This window comes from Paraburkholderia sp. CNPSo 3281 (genome assembly GCF_024206515.1).
GTDB lineage: Bacteria > Pseudomonadota > Gammaproteobacteria > Burkholderiales > Burkholderiaceae > Paraburkholderia > Paraburkholderia nodosa.
In genome coordinates this window covers 1-14,532 of sequence record NZ_JAMBPS010000004.1, presented here as the reverse complement: position 1 = coordinate 14,532, position 14,532 = coordinate 1, and the positions used below count along the sequence as shown (strand labels likewise).

The window sequence follows — 14,532 nt, the reverse complement described above, 5'->3', positions numbered from 1 at the left end:
AACCTAGACTGGCTCCCATGTTCAGCGGGTGCTTCATAGCATCCGCTCCCGGGAGTCGCCATGCATCAAGCCGTCTCGAATCCGTCCGCGCCTGCGACCTACAACGTCTGGCGGGGCACGCTCGCCGGGGCCAGCGCGAGCCTCATCGGCATTGGTCTCGCGCGTTTCGCCTATACGCCGCTGTTGCCCGCCATCATCGGCGCACACTGGTTCCCCGCCTCGACGGCCGCTTACCTCGGCGCCGCCAACCTGGGCGGCTATCTGGCCGGTGCGCTGCTCGCGGGCGCGATGGTTCGCGCCGCCAAGCCCGCCACCGTGCTGCGCGCGATGATGCTGCTCGCCACCCTCGCCTTCGTCGCCTGCGCGGTGCCCGTTTCGTTCCTCTGGTTCTTCGTCTGGCGCTTCGCCTCGGGCCTCTCGGGCGGCGCGCTGATGGTGCTCGCCGCCCCCACGATCCTCGCGCACGTGCCGGCGGCGCGCCGCGGCTTTGCGAGCGGCGGCATCTTCACGGGCATCGGGCTCGGCATTGCCGCCTCGGGCACGATCGTGCCGATTCTGCTGCGCCAGGGCCTGACGACCACGTGGCTAGGACTTGCCGTCGTCTCGCTGCTGCTCACGGCCGTCGCGTGGAACGGCTGGCCCGAGCACGGCGCGCCGGCGCACGCTCACGCGCCCTCGCGCTTTGAACATGCCAAGGCATACCCCCGCGCGAAGCTGCGCGCGCTCTACGCAGAATATGGGTTGAATGCCGTGGGGCTCGTGCCGCACATGATCTTCCTCGTCGACTATGTGGCGCGCGGGTTGGGCCGCGGCGTGGATGCGGGCGCCGAGTTCTGGGTGCTGTACGGCATCGGCGCGATCGTCGGTCCGCTCGCGGCGGGGCACCTCGCCGACCGCGCGGGCTTCGGTCCGGCGCTGCGCGCCGCGTATCTGGTGCAGGCCGTGGCGGTCGCGATTCCGGCGCTCGGCCTGTTCGGCCCGGCGGGGCTCATGGTCTCCGCCGTGCTGGTGGGCGCCTTCACGCCCGGCATCGTGCCGCTGGTGCTCGGCCGCGTGAACGAGCTGCTCGCGCATCATCCGTCCGCCGTGAAGGGCGCGTGGAGCCGCGCCACGACGAGCTTCGCCGTGATGCAGGCGGTTGCCGCCTACGGCCTGTCGTTCGTGTTCTCGTCGAGCGGCGGCAACTACCTCGTGCTCTTCGCGATCGGCGCCGCGGCGCTCGTGCTCGCGCTCTTCGTCGATCTCTTCTCTGCGTTGGGGGCCAAGTGAATACCACCGTTTCTTCTCCCGCGGCAGCGCTGCGACAGACAAAGCCGCAGCCGCGCGGCTATTCGGAGCGCAACGCGCAGTACTGGCAGCGCAATCTGGTCGTGTGCGTGATCGGCTCGTTCACCACGCTCGTGAGCCTCAGCATGCTGCTGCCGTTTCTGCCGCTGTACGTGCGGCAGCTCGGCGTGACCTCGCAGTCCGCCGTGATCCAGTGGTCGGGCGTGGCGTTCGGCGCGACCTTCCTCGGCACGGCGCTCACCGCGCCGATCTGGGGGCGTCTCGCCGACCGCTATGGCCGCAAGCCCATGCTGGTGCGCGCGGCCATCGGCATGGCCGTGGTGATGTCGTTGATCGGCGTGGCGCACAATGTGTACGAGCTCGTCGCGCTGCGTCTGATCGCCGGCCTCGTAGGTGGCTATGCGTCGGCTTCCACGGTGATGGTCGGCACCCAGGCGCCGCGCGAGCGGGCGGGCTGGGCGCTCGGCATTCTTTCCACCGGCGCGCTCGCGGGCAATCTCATCGGGCCGCTGGTGGGCGGCGTGCTGCCTGGCTGGATCGGCATTCGCGGCACCTTTTTCGCCGGCGGCGCGATGATCGCCGTGGCGGCGCTCTTGACCATCTTCGTGGTGAAGGAAGAGTTTCATCCAGAAAGCGACGCGAAATCCCACGCACGCAACGCGGCGGCGGGTTCGGGCAGCGCCGCGCGCCGCCCCGACTATGCGGTGGTGGCCGCGCTGCTCGTGACCGCGATGATGGTGCTGCTCGCCAACATGTCGATCGAACCCGTCATCACCGTGTATATCGGCAGTCTGGGCGTGGGCGCGGCGCATCTCGCGCGCGTGGCGGGCGTGGTCATGGCATGCTCGGCGCTTGGCAGCATGCTCACGGCGGCGCGCCTGGGCGCACTGGCCGACCGCTTCGGGAGCTGGCACGTGATCGTCGTTTGCCTCGTGCTCACGGGGCTCGCGATGGTGCCGCAAGCGTTCGTCACACACTGGTGGCAGCTCGCGGGCCTGCGCGTGGTGATGGGCATGACGCTCGCGGGACTCTTGCCTTCCATCGGCAAGCTCGCGCGGCAATCGGTAGACGAAAGCAAAACGGGTCGCATGCTCGGCTATCTGCAATCGGCGCAATTCAGCGGCCAGGTGGTGGGCCCGGTGATCGGCGGCGTGATCGGCGTTCACTTCGGCCTGCACGCCGTGTTCTTCGCGACCGGCGCGCTGCTGGTCGCATGCGGTGGACTCGCGCACTGGGCGCAGCGCCGCGCTCACGCTTGAAACTGGAACGCATCCGGAGGGAACGCAACATGAGCACTCAAGTGGACGAACGGGCGTTGCTGCGCTCGCTTGGCATTCAGAAGCCGATCATTCAGGCGCCCATGGCGGGCACCACCACGCCGGCGCTGGCCGCCGCCGTGTCGAATGCGGGCGCGCTGGGCTCGCTGGGCGTGGCCGCGATGAACGCGGAGAACGCGCGCCGCGCGATCCACCAGACGCGCGAGCTGACGGCCAGGCCGTTCAACATCAACGTGTTCTGCCATCGCCCGGCCACGCCCGACGCGGCCGTGGAGCGCGCGTGGCTCGACTGGCTCGCGCCGGTGTTCGAGCAATACGGCGCGAAGCCGCCTGCGTCGCTTTCGGAGATCTACACGAGCTTTGTCGTGGACAGGGCCATGCAGACCATGCTGCTGGAAGAGAAGCCGGCGGTGGTGAGCTTCCATTTCGGCCTGCCGCCCGATGCGGTGATCGCCGAACTCAAGCACGCGGGCATCCATTTGTTTGCGAGCGCAACGAATCTCGATGAAGCGGCCGCGGCGGTCGAGGCGGGCGTGGATGCGATCGTCGCGCAGGGTGTGGAGGCGGGCGGCCATCGCGGCGTGTTCGATCAGAATGCCCGCGACGACGGCCTCGGCACGTTCGCGCTCACGCGCCTGCTGGTCAGCGAATTCGACGTGCCCGTGATCGCGGCGGGCGGCATCATGGACGGCGCGGGCATTGCGGCCGCGCTCGCGCTGGGCGCGCAGGCGGCGCAACTGGGCACGGCGTTCGTGGCCTGTCCCGAGAGCGCCGCGGACGAAGGCTATCGCGCCGCCTTGCTCGGCGACGCCGCGCGCCACACCACGTTCACTTCGGCGATCTCGGGGCGCCTTGCGCGCAGCATCGTCAACCGCTTTACCGCGCTTGGCGAGGACCCCAAGGCGCCGCGCGTTCCGTCGTATCCGATCACGTACGACGCGGGCAAGGCGCTGATCGCCGCTGCGAAGGCCAAGGGCGAATCCGGCTACGGCGCGCAGTGGGCGGGCCAGGCGGCGCCGCTCGCGCGCGCATTGCCGGCGGCGGAACTGGTGGCGCAACTGGAGCGCGAGACGCGCGAGAGCATCGCACGGTTGCAGTCGGTGTGGGCTTGAGCGGCATTTGATCGACGCAAACGGGAACATCGGCACGCGCGATGGCTGCGCGTGCCGATGTGCCTTTACGTGGCGGGAAAGGCGGCTTCAGGCAGGCAGAATCTGCGCGATCACCACGAGTTCGACGGGCAAATCGAGGGGCAGTCGCGGGTGCGAAAACGCGGAGCGCGCGTGCCCGGCCTTTTCGCCGAGCGGTTGCGGTGAGTCGGGCAGCGCGAGACCGAGATCGGCAAGTTTTTGTTGTTCGACGGACACGATGTTCTCCTCCAGTGGTGATGAGCATTCGCCTCATGTGGGACGCTTCAGGATAGAACCAAAGCACCGGGCGCGAACAGGAGCAATCAGGAGAAAACGGGCATGCAACGCAAATTCGACGATCTGCTGCTGGGCAGCATTGAACTGTTCTGCCAGGCGGCGGAGCTGGGCAGCTTCACGCTGGCGGCCAATGCGGCGAGCGTCACGCCCGCCGCGGTGAGCCGATCCGTGGCGCGGCTCGAAGAGCGGCTCGGCGTGCGCCTGTTCGTGCGCACGACGCGCCAGATCCGCCTGACCGATGCGGGGCGGCGCTACTTCGAACAGTGCCGCCAGGCGCTCTCGCAACTCGTGGACGCCGAACGCGAAGTCACGGGCGAGCAGACCACGCCGGCTGGCGTGCTGCGCATCAGCATGCCCACGCCCTACGGGCACTATCGCGTGCTGCCGCTCTTGCCGGCGTTTCGCGAGCGCTATCCGGAGGTGCAGGTCGACACGCATCTGAGCAACCGCAACATCGACTTCGCGGACGAAGGCTTCGATCTGGCGATTCGCGGCCGCGCGCCGGCCGATTCCAACCTGGTGGCGCGCAAGCTGGAAGACGCGGAGATGGTGGTGGTGGCCACGCCCGCCTATCTGAAGCGCGCCGGCGTACCCAAGTCTGTGGCGGATCTACAGTCGCACGAATGCATACAGTTCGAACTGCCAAGTAGTGGGCGCCATCTTGCGTGGACATTCGACGGCAATGCCAATGAAGATGGCGATGTGATCACGAGCGGAAGTTACGGAACGTCGGGCGACGCGCTCGCCGGCGTGACGCTCGCGCGCGCGGGGGCGGGGCTGTTCCAGACGTATCGCTTCGTGGTGGCGGACGACCTGCGCGAGGGCAGGCTCGTGGAAGTGCTGCGCGAGGAAGGCGGGCGTACCCGGCCGTTCATTCTGCTGTATCCGCATGCACGTTATTTGACGTCGCGGGTGCGGGCGTTCGTGGACTTTCTGGTGGAGCAGTTGGCGGCGCCTGTGGTTGCACCGAAAGCGCAAACCGGAACGGCGAAACGTTGAAGCGCGCGCAGCGGAATAGCCTCGCTGCTGGATCGTTTACGCAGGACGCGGGGCGCGCGAAGCATGGTGCGTTCACTGGCCGCGCGAGTCGTCCTGGCGTTCCGGACCGTCCCCGCGAGAAGGAGGTGTCAGATGAAAGCTTCTCGCTCGTTGTCTGCATGTCGTTCCTACTTCGGCAGGAACCGGGCCGCGCTCGGGCCGCGGCTGCGTCACGTGGCGTTGGGCGCCGGGCTCTTCGCCCTTTCGCTGGGAACGGTCCGCGCCGACGACCTGCAGGCGATCCTGCCGCCGGCGTTCGCGACTTCGTCGACCGTGCCGTCCAATGGCGACGTCAATCCGTACGGCATTGCATTCGTACCGTTCGGCGTGCCCTCATGGAGCACGCTCAAACCCGGCGACGTAGTGGTGTCCAACTTCAATGCGCAATCGAATCTGCAGGGCACCGGCACGACGATCGTGAAGCTCGTTCCGAATGGCCAGCCGGTGACGTTCTTCCAGGGAGCGCACCTCGGTCTCACGACGGCGCTCGCCGTGTTGAGAAGCGGCTTCGTGCTGGTGGGCAACGTGCCGACCACCGACGGCAAGAACGTCATCGCGCCGGGCTCGCTTCTCGTCATCAATCCGCAGGGCCGGCTCGTCAAGGAACTGAAAGATGCGCGGCTGCTCGACGGCCCCTGGGACCTCACCGTGATCGACGGCGGCCAGGTCGTGAAGGTCTTCGCCTCGGACGTGCTCAACGGCACCGTCGCGCGGATCGACCTTGCGATCGGCGAGAACGGCGTGACGGAGTTGCCGTCCTCGACGATCGTCGCTTCGGGCTATCTGCATCGCACCGATCCGGCTGCTCTGGTCGTTGGCCCGACGGGGCTCGCCTATGACGGCCAACACGACGTGCTGTACGTCGCCTCGACGGGCGACAACGCGGTGTTCGCCGTCTACGGCGCGGCGGGTGCGAATCATAGCGGCGGAGTGGGGAGGCTGATCTATCAGGACAATACCCACCTGCACGGACCGCTTGCCCTTGCGCTCGCCCCCAACGGGCATCTCGTCACGGCCAACGGCGACGCCGTGAACGCCGATCCGCAACAGCCCAGCGAAATTGTCGAATTCACCGTGGAAGGCCAATTCGTCGCGCAGATGTCGGTCGATCCCACGGCGGGTTCCGCGTTCGGGCTCGCATTTGGCATGAACAGCGCGCACCACTCGCAGTTTGCCGCCGTAGACGACAACACCAATTCGGCAACGGTCTGGACGTTGCGCACGGGTGACTGATCGACAGCAACGCAACGTCACGACCCACGGCTCGCTCCGAAGCACGGGGCGGGCCGGGTCATGTCAATCGATTAGCTAACCGAAATAATGTCAGGGCTTCACGGTGTGCCACATACCTTTGAAGCCGTCGCCGTTCATCTGGCCGGCGTGCGTGTCCTTCGAGTAGCGATAGAGGGGGTGGCCCTTGTAGGTCCATTGATGCTTCGCGTCTTCGGAAGCGATGAGCCCCCAGTCGCCGCTGGCCTTGTCGTAGGGGTCGGCGAGCGCGGCCGGCCACATGGTGGCGCACGCGCCGGCGCAGGCGCTTTTCCCTTGTACCGTATCCTTGTCGAACGTATAGAGCGTCATGCCGTCATCGTCGACGACCATGCCGTTGGCCACTTTCGGCGCTTCCGCGAACACCGCAATGGGCAGAAAGCAAGCCATGGCGCACAACAAGATTCTGGTCATGATTTCAGTCCTTGTAAAAGCCCCGCCGGGATATGTGATAAACGGCTGACGGAGGGCTTTCTTCCATTTTCGATTCTTTCGTTCGTTCGTTTCCGAACAAACGCGGCTAGTTCGCGCACGTCGAGCAGCCGGGCCGAAACCGGATGCGGCATACTGCAAAGCGAACCACGCGTTTGCCAGGACAGAGAGCCGCGATGATCTTTCGCCAGCTTTTCGACCCCGTATCGTCCACCTATACCTACCTGCTCGGCGACCCCGAAAGCGGCGAGGCGCTGCTGATCGATCCCGTATACGAGCAGGTGCCGCGCGACCTCGCGCTGCTGCAGGAACTGGGCCTGCGCCTGCAGGCGACGCTCGATACCCATGTGCACGCCGATCATGTCACGGGCGCGTGGCGCTTGCGCGAGCGCAGCGGCAGCCAGATCGCGCTCGCCGAAGCGGTAGGCGCCGAGGGCGTGAACCGTCCGCTGCGGCACGGCGATCGCATCGCCTTCGGCAAGCGGTATCTGGAAGTGCGCGCCACGCCCGGCCACACCAGCGGCTGCCTGACCTACGTGCTCGACGACGCGAGCATGGCCTTTACCGGCGATAGCCTGCTGATACGCGGCTGCGGCCGCACCGATTTTCAGGGCGGGAGCGCGGAACAGCTGTTCACTTCCGTGCGCGAGCAGATCCTCTCGCTGCCCGACGACTGCCTGCTCTACCCGGCGCACGACTATCGCGGCATCACGGTCACGAGCGTGGCGGAGGAGCGCCGCTTCAATCCGCGCCTGGGCGGCGACGTCGATCTCGGCGACTTCGCGGGCTACATGCACAACCTGAATTTGCCTCACCCCAAGCAGATGGCCGTCGCGGTGCCCGCCAACCTGCGCTGCGGCAAGCCCGAAGGCGACGCGCCGATCCAGGAAACGCCCGACTGGGCGCCGCTCACGCTGCGCTTTAGCGGCGTATGGGAAATCGAGCCCATGGCGCTGCTGGAGCATGCGGCGACGCTGCAGATCGTCGACGTGCGCGAGGCGCCCGAGTTCATCGACCATCTCGGCCATCTGCCCGATGCGAAACTGGTGCCGCTTTCGCAACTGATGGCCCGCATCGACGAGCTCGATCGCGATCGGCCGGTCGTGGCGGTGTGCCGCTCCGGCGTGCGCTCCGCGCAGGCAAGCGTATTGCTGACCAAGGCGGGCTTCGGCAAGGTGGCCAATCTCGCTGGCGGCATGTTGCGCTGGAAGGCCGAGGGATTGCCCGTTGCGCCAGGCAGTCCCTGATGACGCCCTGGAGGAGACGAACATGACAGCCCACGACTTCGCGGAGTTTTCCTGGGACGAACAGGAAGACATCAAGGCTGTGCTCGCGAGCCGGGGGCTCGACCTGCGCGAGTTCCGGATCTCGGACCACGAGAAAACGGCCGTCGGCGGCGAGCGCGCGGCGATCCGGCAGGTGTCTGTCACGCGGATCGCCAACGGCAAGACGGCCACCTACGACACCGACCACTTCGCCCCGTGGATCACGGATTTCGACGAAGCGCTGCAGGCCGGCGAGTTCGACGACTGAACCCGGTCGAGCGGGCCCTGCCGACGCCGAGGCCACGCTCTGTCTTCCACGCATGGCTGGCGTACACTCGTGCCCTTGAGAAAGGAACCGGGAACGAGGAGCGAGGCTGGCCATGACGAACGCCACGGTGTCTGAGGGCCGGAACGATCACTGGCTCGTCGCGCGGCGCGATGCGCAGACGGGCATCGAAAGTTTGCGGGCGCATTTCAGCGGCCACGCCTACGACCCCCACGATCACGACGACATGTTGATCGGCTATACGGAGCAGGGGGTGCAGCGCTTTCAGTGTCACCGGTCGCTGCATACGAGCGTGCCGGGCCGGGCGATCCTGATCGAGCCGGGCGCGCTGCACGACGGCCACGCGCCCGAGCCGGGCGGCTTCACCTATGCGATGTTGTACCTGCCGCAGCCGTGGGTAGAGCGTGCGGCGCGCAGGCTCAACATCGCGGGACTGGGCGGCGTGGCGGCCGCTTTCGGCCAGACGCTCGTTGACGACCCGCGCCTGACCGAGGCGATCCGCCGTGCGTTTCTTGCGCTATATGGCGAGGAAGGCCGGCTCGCGCGCGACGAGGCGCTCGACCGCTTGCTGGAGCGCCTGGGCGGCCATCTGCTCGATACGACCGCGGCGGCGCCCTCCGCTTCGCCCGCGCTTGCCCGCGTTCGAGACCTGCTGCACGAGCACATGGGCGCGAACATCGGGCTCGACGAACTCGTCGATAGCTCGGGCATCGACCGGTTTCGTCTGACGCGCCTGTTCCAGCGCGAGTTCGGCACGTCGCCCCATGCGTACCTGGTGCGCTTGCGCCTGCGCGCCGCGCGCAGGCTGCTGGCGGCGGGCCACACGCCGGCCCGGGTCGCAGCGGAAGTGGGTTTCGCCGACCAGAGCCATCTCGGCCGCTGGTTTCGCCGCGCGTACCGCATGACGCCGGCCACCTACCGGCGCATGTGCGCGCGCATGTGATTGCGCCGCGTTCGTGTCACGGCCGGTATAACCAGCTCCCCAGTTGCGTGCCGACGAATGCGCAAGCGCCGCCGGCAAACGCGGCGGTGACTGGCGATGGGTAGCGGGCCGTGAACGGGTGCACGCAGATCAGCGCGAAAAACGAGAAGAGCCCGGTGACCATGCCGCGTTTGAACTTGACGGTGGTTTCTCGCACGGCGGCTCCTCGCGGGAAGGTTCGCGCTATCGGCTCAACGCGGCCTGAGCCCGTTGCAGCCACTCGCTATTGTGCTCGCGGGCGTGGCGCGGCCAGTGCTTCGCGTCGTGCACGATCTCGGCATAAAGCTCGCGCGAGCGCTGGCGGTCGGCGTCGCCGGGCTGCTTTGCCAGCCAGTCGGCGAAGAGGCAACGCGGGGCGGCGTCGCTCGCGCACGAGAGCGCGGCTTCGAACGCGGCGCGCGTGCCCGCTGCGCCATTCGCAGCGAGCGCCCGGGCGTACAGCAAGGAGGGATCCGGTTGCTGGCGGGCGACAGGCTGGACGGCGAACAGCTTCTCCAGCGTCTCCTGCGTGGCCGCGGCATTGCCGTTGGCGAACTGCGCGCGCGCGAGGCCCTCGAGCAAGGCGGGATCGGATGCGAACGGCCCAGTGGCCGCCGCCTGGTAGTGCTCCAGCGCTTCGGCGGCGTTGCCCGCGTCGAGCAGCGCCGCGCCCAGGCGCATGCGGTGCGCAACGGTCGGCGCGCGGTCGAAATCGTTGCGCGCTTCGCGCACGGCGCGGTTGGGGTCGACCAGTTGCGAGATGGCCCGGCCTGTCGCCCTCGCCCCGCGCGACTGGCGCAGGCTCGGCAGATAGATGACGAAGAAGTAGACGAGGCTGCCGAGGCCGGGGAAAAGAAACAGGATCAGCAGCCAGTACATGTTCTGCTGGTTGCGGATGGCATGCACTGCGAAGAGCAGCGCAATGATGACGTAAAGACTGATTCCAAAAATGCGCATTGACGAGAGGGCCCGTTGTGGTGCGTGGTTGTGTTACGTGTCGCAAGGCGTCGAATTGGCCTGAAACTGGCGGATCAATGGCGACGCCCGCGCAGTTTGCACTGCAGCGATTTCAACTGTTCAATAATACCCGCCGGCAGCTTGCGTTCGCACGCAAGTGCCGTGGATTACGACGAATGCGTCGAGTTCGAAATCCGTCTGCCGCCGCCACGCCGGGTGCGTTCCCGGCGTGCCGCGAGCGAGGCGGAGCACGCAGCGCAGCGCGTCGCGCACCTCGCGTTCTTCGTCCGTTTCGTCGGGTTTGAGTCGGCCGCGGAAACCCTTACACCTGTCGTGAAGCACGGGCGCATTGAGCGGCACTGTTTCGCATGCATCGATTTTCGCAAGAGCTTGTTGCGTCATCTGTCTCTAATGCGGACGCAGCCGGCGCCGTATACGCAGTAACTCTCGCAATGCGTGCCGGCGAAGGCGGGGTGCCGCTTGCTCAGGCACGCTCCTCAAAATATTAGAAAACGACAGACTGATGAAGCTTTCATTTGTGCAAAGGCTTTGGTTGCCGCTGATCCTGAGCCTCGTGTGTCTCGCAGGCGTATCGATTTATGACGCGTGGCAGATGCGGGCAACGCGCCTCGAAGAGCGCAAGGCGGATTTAAAGCACGCCTCGGAAATCGCGCTCGCCGTGGTGAAGTCATACGGCGAGCGCGCCAATGCCGGCACGTTGTCGCAAGAAGACGCCCAGAAGCGCGCGATGGAAGCCGTCAAGAACATGAAGTATGGCGAGGGTGGCTACTTCGGCATTATGAATTCGCAGTACGTGCTGCTGATGAATGCCGCGAGCCCGCACCTGGTCGGCAAGAACGTGGGTGACTTTCAGGATTCGAACGGCGTTTATCTGTTCAAGGAAATTGTTGCCGTCATCAAGCAGGAAGGCCAGGGCTTCGTGTCCTATTCCTTCAAGCGCGTCGGCTCGGACGACGTTGCGCCGAAAATCTCCTATAGCGTGAGCTATCAGCCGTGGGACTGGATTCTCACGACGGGTCTTTACGTCGACGATATCGACGCGGCGTTCCGCGTGACGCTCTATTGGAGCCTCGGCATTCTGGCGGTGATCGCGCTGGCGCTCTCGGCGATCGTGGCGGTGGTGAACCGGGGCATCCTGCGCTCGCTGGGCGGCGAGCCCGCCTACGCGGCGCAAATCGCCAACCGCATTGCCAACAACGACTTGACCGCCGTAGTGGAGATCGCAGCGGAAGACCGTTCGAGCCTGCTGTTTTCGATGAAGCGCATGCAGGAGCAGCTTACGCAGACCATCGACACGATCAAGCATTCGGCTGACTCCATCGCCACCGCGACCAACGAAATTGCCGCCGGCAATCAGGACCTCTCGCAGCGCACGGAAGAGCAGGCCGCGTCGCTCGCGCAAACGGCGGCGAGTATGGACCAACTGACGTCCACGGTTTCGCAGAACGCCGACAGCGCCCGCGAGGCGAATCAACTCGCCGCGCAAGCCGCCGAAGCCGCGGAGCAAGGGGGCGCCGTGGTCTCGCGCGTCGTGCAGACCATGGAGGACATCAACGCCAGTTCGGATCGCATCGCGAGCATCGTCGGCATTATCGAGAGCATCGCGTTCCAGACGAATATTCTCGCGCTCAATGCGGCCGTCGAAGCGGCGCGCGCCGGCGAGCAGGGGCGCGGCTTCGCCGTGGTGGCTTCGGAGGTGCGTTCGCTCGCGCAGCGTTCGTCGGCGGCGTCGAAGGAAATCAAGGAACTGATTCACGAATCGGTCGAACGCTCGCATGCGGGCGTGGCTCACGTGCAGGAGGCCGGCGAAAAGATGCGCGTCATCACGCAGGAAATCCGGCGCGTGACCGATGTCATCAGCGAGATCACGGCCGCGTCGGAGGAGCAAAGCAAGGGCATCGGCCAGGTCGGCCAGGCCGTCACGCAGATGGACGAGGTCACGCAGCAGAACGCGGCGCTCGTGGAGCAGGCCGCGGCGGCGGCAAGTGCGCTCGCCGCTCAGGCGAACGACCTCAAGGGCTCCGTTTCGATGTTCCGGCTGACCGGCTCGCACGATATGCCGGATCGGCGCGCCTTACACGTGTAAGCTTTCCCGCGCGGGCGGCGCAATGCCTCCGCGCGCAACCGCAGCCGCCGCCTTTTTTTCACGCGCGGACACGGCACAGGCAGAATACGAAATTCCGGCCGACTCAAATGGGGCTGGATTCCGCGGGCTAGTGGCTACAAGCGGCCGCCCGCGCAACAATCAAAAATCGAGCTTAGGGGAAGTTGAACATGATCGGACGGATTCTGGTGGTGGTATCGATGATCGGCGCACTGGCCGCTTTGGCGGGCTGCAACACGGTCGCCGGTTTCGGCCAGGACATCACAGACTCCGCCCGGGCCGTCCAGCGCGTTCTGTGACCTTCGCGCCGGGTGGCATAATAGCTGCTCGGTCAAAGGTTACGGATGGGCTGGACAGGGCTCCTGCTGAATAAACAATGAAAGTCGATACGGTCCGCGGTTTTATCAGCAAGAGTCTTCGCGTTCCCCATCCGGAAATCGTCCAGGATGAGGTCGAGAGCCTTTCTGCTTATAAAAAACTTTCGCTTCTGAAGAAGCAGTTGCATAAGTGGTCGATCCTTTCGTTGAACCGGCAGCTGGGTCTGTATACGGAATCTGCACAGTTGCGTCCGGGCGCCCGGATCCTGTTGTTCTACAGCGGCGTCAACAACCTCGGCGACGCGTTGATGGACCTGTCCGGGCGCGCGCTCCTCAGCGGCACGTCGTACAAGCTGGACGTGGTGCTCGATCCTTCTCTGGCTGAGCTTTTCCGCCACGACCGATATTTTTCGAAAGTCTATACGGATTACCGTGAAATCGATTTCGGCGAATACGATTTCATTATTCTGAACAAGCTCGGCATTCGAGTCATTAAAGAGAAAATCCGCTATGCCGGCCAAGCGAGATTTACGAGCTTGATTGGATGGTATGCGGGCCGCAATTTCAACCACATTCAGTTCAGCTACTACTCGTTTAACAAGATTCTGAATTCCGGGATCGAAGAAGCTGCGCTGTACAGAAACTCGCGGCTAATTCTCGATGTGCCGCAAAGCCAGGATTTTCCGGCGCAAGCGTGGGCCGGCAGAATTGCGATTTCGGTTGGCGGCAGGGAGTCGAACCGTATCTACGGCAAGTGGGCCGACGTTCTTGCCCGGCTCGATGACGATCCCGAGTTGTCGCGCTATCAATATGTGCTGATCGGATCGGACAACGGGCTCAAGGAAGCCAACGATCTCACTGCCTTGTCATTCAGGAACTTGAAACTCGACTCGCTGGTCGGCAAGTTGAAGATCCACGAATGCTATGCGCTCATCGGGCAGAGCAAGCTGTTCGTCGGCGCGGACGGCGGCTTGTTGCATATCGCGCACGCAGCCGGCGTGCCGACCGTCGCGTTGTTCAGCGACGATATCGACCCGAGAACCCGGTACGTGGAGAACGACTTCTTCAGGTGTTCCCCGCTCATCGGGCCGACCGACGTAACGAGCATCGAGCCCAACGATGTGGTGCGCGTCATGAAGGGCGCGCTGCCGCGCTAGGCCCGCGCGAGCCCCGGCTGGCAACTCTCCCTGGCAGATACCCGTGAACCGGGTCTCGCTGCTTTGCGCGAAATCGATCAGGAATCCTGTGGGAATCGACTGCGCTTCGGCCGTCAACCTGAATAAAAGCCATTTTCATTCAGAATGATTAAAAGCATAAATAATGCCGCCGCTCATGGAAATCCCGTATAAATCCGCGTGACCCGCGAAAGCTTCGGGAAGGGTTTGAATCTCTAAAATCCCCGAAACGATCGAGGTGGCGAGCATCGCGCCGCCGGCCCATCCTGACGGAGACAATCAATGCAATCCAGTTTTGGCGCGCTGCGTCGAGCCGCACTCGCTGGTGGCCTGCTGTTTGCCATGGCGCTTCAAGGCGCGCATGCCGCCGACGATGCCGGCGACAAGATCACCATTATGGTCGGCGGTATTACGAAGCTCATTTACCTGCCCGCGCGCCTCACCGAGCAACTGGGTTATTTCCGGGACTGTACAGACCGGAGACATGATTGACAGGTGTATGGGGACATGGTTGACACTTTTGGGCAACCCAACGCCCGAATCCATCCATGCCCTGGAATGTAAAAGACACCATGAGCCTCAGACAGGAATTCGTCAGTCTGGCAGCCGCACAGAGCCTGCCCTTCAGTGAGCTGTGCCGGCGTTTCAACATCAGCCGCCAGACCGGCTACAAATGGCTTGAACGCCATCGCGACGAAGGCCCGGCGGGTCTGGCC

General features: G+C 65.1%; 17 protein-coding genes and 2 pseudogenes. 14 read left to right on the top strand and 5 right to left on the bottom strand.

Features of this window, described 5'->3' with window-relative positions; translation table 11 throughout:
* Positions 1-60 precede the first annotated feature (60 nt).
* From M3I56_RS05950 to M3I56_RS05940, 3 genes are read left to right on the top strand one after another with little or no spacing between them, the layout of a single operon-like run.
* Positions 61-1,269: a YbfB/YjiJ family MFS transporter gene (locus tag M3I56_RS05950; protein WP_254352966.1), complete on the top strand. Its 1,209-nt coding sequence runs from the start codon at positions 61-63 to the stop codon at positions 1,267-1,269.
* The gene (locus tag M3I56_RS05945) at positions 1,266-2,546 is read left to right on the top strand and encodes an MFS transporter (protein WP_254352965.1); all 1,281 of its coding nucleotides are present in this window, start codon (positions 1,266-1,268) and stop codon (positions 2,544-2,546) included. Before M3I56_RS05950 ends, M3I56_RS05945 begins: the two co-directional genes overlap by 4 nt.
* 29 nt (positions 2,547-2,575) lie before the next feature.
* Positions 2,576-3,676 carry a nitronate monooxygenase family protein gene (locus tag M3I56_RS05940; protein WP_254352964.1) on the top strand — a complete coding sequence of 367 codons (1,101 nt, stop codon included), beginning with the start codon at positions 2,576-2,578 and terminating at the stop codon, positions 3,674-3,676.
* Between the two features lie 87 nt (positions 3,677-3,763).
* Here the strand turns inward: M3I56_RS05940 and M3I56_RS05935 are convergent.
* Positions 3,764-3,868, bottom strand: a pseudogene (locus M3I56_RS05935) (RidA family protein); the annotation flags it as partial.
* A gap of 165 nt (positions 3,869-4,033) precedes the next feature.
* On the opposite strand from M3I56_RS05935, the gene M3I56_RS05930 reads away from it, so the two are divergent.
* On the top strand, positions 4,034-4,990 hold the full coding sequence (locus tag M3I56_RS05930; protein WP_254352963.1) for a LysR family transcriptional regulator: 957 nt from the start codon (positions 4,034-4,036) through the stop codon (positions 4,988-4,990).
* Between the two features lie 132 nt (positions 4,991-5,122).
* The gene (locus M3I56_RS05925) at positions 5,123-6,262 is read left to right on the top strand and encodes a hypothetical protein (protein WP_254352962.1); all 1,140 of its coding nucleotides are present in this window, start codon (positions 5,123-5,125) and stop codon (positions 6,260-6,262) included.
* 90 nt (positions 6,263-6,352) lie between these two features.
* Here the strand turns inward: M3I56_RS05925 and M3I56_RS05920 are convergent, their stop codons facing one another.
* The gene (locus tag M3I56_RS05920) at positions 6,353-6,712 is read right to left on the bottom strand and encodes a hypothetical protein (RefSeq protein WP_254332926.1); all 360 of its coding nucleotides are present in this window, start codon (positions 6,710-6,712) and stop codon (positions 6,353-6,355) included.
* Between the two features lie 194 nt (positions 6,713-6,906).
* Between M3I56_RS05920 and M3I56_RS05915 the strand changes: the two genes are divergently transcribed.
* From M3I56_RS05915 to M3I56_RS05905, 3 genes are all read left to right on the top strand, one after another.
* A complete protein-coding gene (locus tag M3I56_RS05915) occupies positions 6,907-7,977 on the top strand; it encodes an MBL fold metallo-hydrolase (RefSeq protein WP_254352961.1) in 1,071 nt (356 codons plus the stop codon).
* 22 nt (positions 7,978-7,999) lie between these two features.
* A complete protein-coding gene (locus tag M3I56_RS05910; protein ID WP_254352960.1) occupies positions 8,000-8,263 on the top strand; it encodes a hypothetical protein in 264 nt (87 codons plus the stop codon).
* Between the two features lie 112 nt (positions 8,264-8,375).
* On the top strand, positions 8,376-9,224 hold the full coding sequence (locus M3I56_RS05905; RefSeq protein ID WP_254352959.1) for an AraC family transcriptional regulator: 849 nt from the start codon (positions 8,376-8,378) through the stop codon (positions 9,222-9,224).
* Positions 9,225-9,240: 16 nt separating this feature from the next.
* Here the strand turns inward: M3I56_RS05905 and M3I56_RS05900 are convergent, their stop codons facing one another.
* The gene (locus M3I56_RS05900) at positions 9,241-9,420 is read right to left on the bottom strand and encodes a hypothetical protein (protein ID WP_254352958.1); all 180 of its coding nucleotides are present in this window, start codon (positions 9,418-9,420) and stop codon (positions 9,241-9,243) included.
* A gap of 26 nt (positions 9,421-9,446) precedes the next feature.
* Positions 9,447-10,199, bottom strand: a complete 753-nt coding sequence (locus M3I56_RS05895; RefSeq protein WP_254352957.1) for a hypothetical protein — start codon at positions 10,197-10,199, stop codon at positions 9,447-9,449.
* A gap of 162 nt (positions 10,200-10,361) precedes the next feature.
* Between M3I56_RS05895 and M3I56_RS05890 the strand changes: the two genes are divergently transcribed.
* The 4 genes from M3I56_RS05890 to M3I56_RS05880 all read left to right on the top strand — a co-directional run bounded on the left by M3I56_RS05890 (position 10,362) and on the right by M3I56_RS05880 (position 13,798).
* The gene (locus M3I56_RS05890) at positions 10,362-10,643 is read left to right on the top strand and encodes a hypothetical protein (protein ID WP_254352956.1); all 282 of its coding nucleotides are present in this window, start codon (positions 10,362-10,364) and stop codon (positions 10,641-10,643) included.
* Between the two features lie 79 nt (positions 10,644-10,722).
* Entirely contained in the window at positions 10,723-12,306 is a 1,584-nt protein-coding gene (locus tag M3I56_RS05885) for a methyl-accepting chemotaxis protein (protein WP_254352955.1), read from the top strand.
* A 188-nt stretch (positions 12,307-12,494) separates the two neighbouring features.
* Entirely contained in the window at positions 12,495-12,623 is a 129-nt protein-coding gene (locus M3I56_RS40995; protein WP_266232436.1) for a hypothetical protein, read from the top strand.
* Positions 12,624-12,700: 77 nt separating this feature from the next.
* Positions 12,701-13,798 (top strand): glycosyltransferase family 9 protein, encoded by a 1,098-nt coding sequence (locus M3I56_RS05880; RefSeq protein WP_254352954.1) that lies wholly within the window; start codon positions 12,701-12,703, stop codon positions 13,796-13,798.
* Between the two features lie 135 nt (positions 13,799-13,933).
* Here M3I56_RS05880 and M3I56_RS40990 read toward each other — a convergent pair whose 3' ends face one another.
* Positions 13,934-14,065 carry a hypothetical protein gene (locus tag M3I56_RS40990; RefSeq protein WP_302056677.1) on the bottom strand — a complete coding sequence of 44 codons (132 nt, stop codon included), beginning with the start codon at positions 14,063-14,065 and terminating at the stop codon, positions 13,934-13,936.
* A 33-nt stretch (positions 14,066-14,098) separates the two neighbouring features.
* Between M3I56_RS40990 and M3I56_RS05875 the strand changes: the two are divergent.
* A pseudogene (locus M3I56_RS05875) lies at positions 14,099-14,281 on the top strand (ABC transporter substrate-binding protein); the annotation flags it as partial.
* 83 nt (positions 14,282-14,364) lie between these two features.
* Positions 14,365-14,532, top strand: a 168-nt coding sequence (locus tag M3I56_RS05870) for a helix-turn-helix domain-containing protein (protein WP_254353227.1), incomplete at its 3' end; no start/stop codon positions are given.

Excerpts from the sequence above, each read along its gene's own strand:
- M3I56_RS05950 (WP_254352966.1), top strand. The coding sequence starts at position 61 with ATGCATCAAGCCGTCTCGAATCCGTCCGCGCCTGCGACCTACAACGTC.
- M3I56_RS05940 (WP_254352964.1), top strand. The coding sequence starts at position 2,576 with ATGAGCACTCAAGTGGACGAACGGGCGTTGCTGCGCTCGCTTGGCATT.
- M3I56_RS05930 (WP_254352963.1), top strand. The coding sequence starts at position 4,034 with ATGCAACGCAAATTCGACGATCTGCTGCTGGGCAGCATTGAACTGTTC.
- M3I56_RS05925 (WP_254352962.1), top strand. The coding sequence starts at position 5,123 with ATGAAAGCTTCTCGCTCGTTGTCTGCATGTCGTTCCTACTTCGGCAGG.
- M3I56_RS05920 (WP_254332926.1), bottom strand. The coding sequence starts at position 6,712 with ATGACCAGAATCTTGTTGTGCGCCATGGCTTGCTTTCTGCCCATTGCG.
- M3I56_RS05915 (WP_254352961.1), top strand. The coding sequence starts at position 6,907 with ATGATCTTTCGCCAGCTTTTCGACCCCGTATCGTCCACCTATACCTAC.
- M3I56_RS05910 (WP_254352960.1), top strand. The coding sequence starts at position 8,000 with ATGACAGCCCACGACTTCGCGGAGTTTTCCTGGGACGAACAGGAAGAC.
- M3I56_RS05905 (WP_254352959.1), top strand. The coding sequence starts at position 8,376 with ATGACGAACGCCACGGTGTCTGAGGGCCGGAACGATCACTGGCTCGTC.
- M3I56_RS05895 (WP_254352957.1), bottom strand. The coding sequence starts at position 10,199 with ATGCGCATTTTTGGAATCAGTCTTTACGTCATCATTGCGCTGCTCTTC.
- M3I56_RS05885 (WP_254352955.1), top strand. The coding sequence starts at position 10,723 with ATGAAGCTTTCATTTGTGCAAAGGCTTTGGTTGCCGCTGATCCTGAGC.
- M3I56_RS40995 (WP_266232436.1), top strand. The coding sequence starts at position 12,495 with ATGATCGGACGGATTCTGGTGGTGGTATCGATGATCGGCGCACTGGCC.
- M3I56_RS05880 (WP_254352954.1), top strand. The coding sequence starts at position 12,701 with ATGAAAGTCGATACGGTCCGCGGTTTTATCAGCAAGAGTCTTCGCGTT.
- M3I56_RS40990 (WP_302056677.1), bottom strand. The coding sequence starts at position 14,065 with ATGCTCGCCACCTCGATCGTTTCGGGGATTTTAGAGATTCAAACCCTT.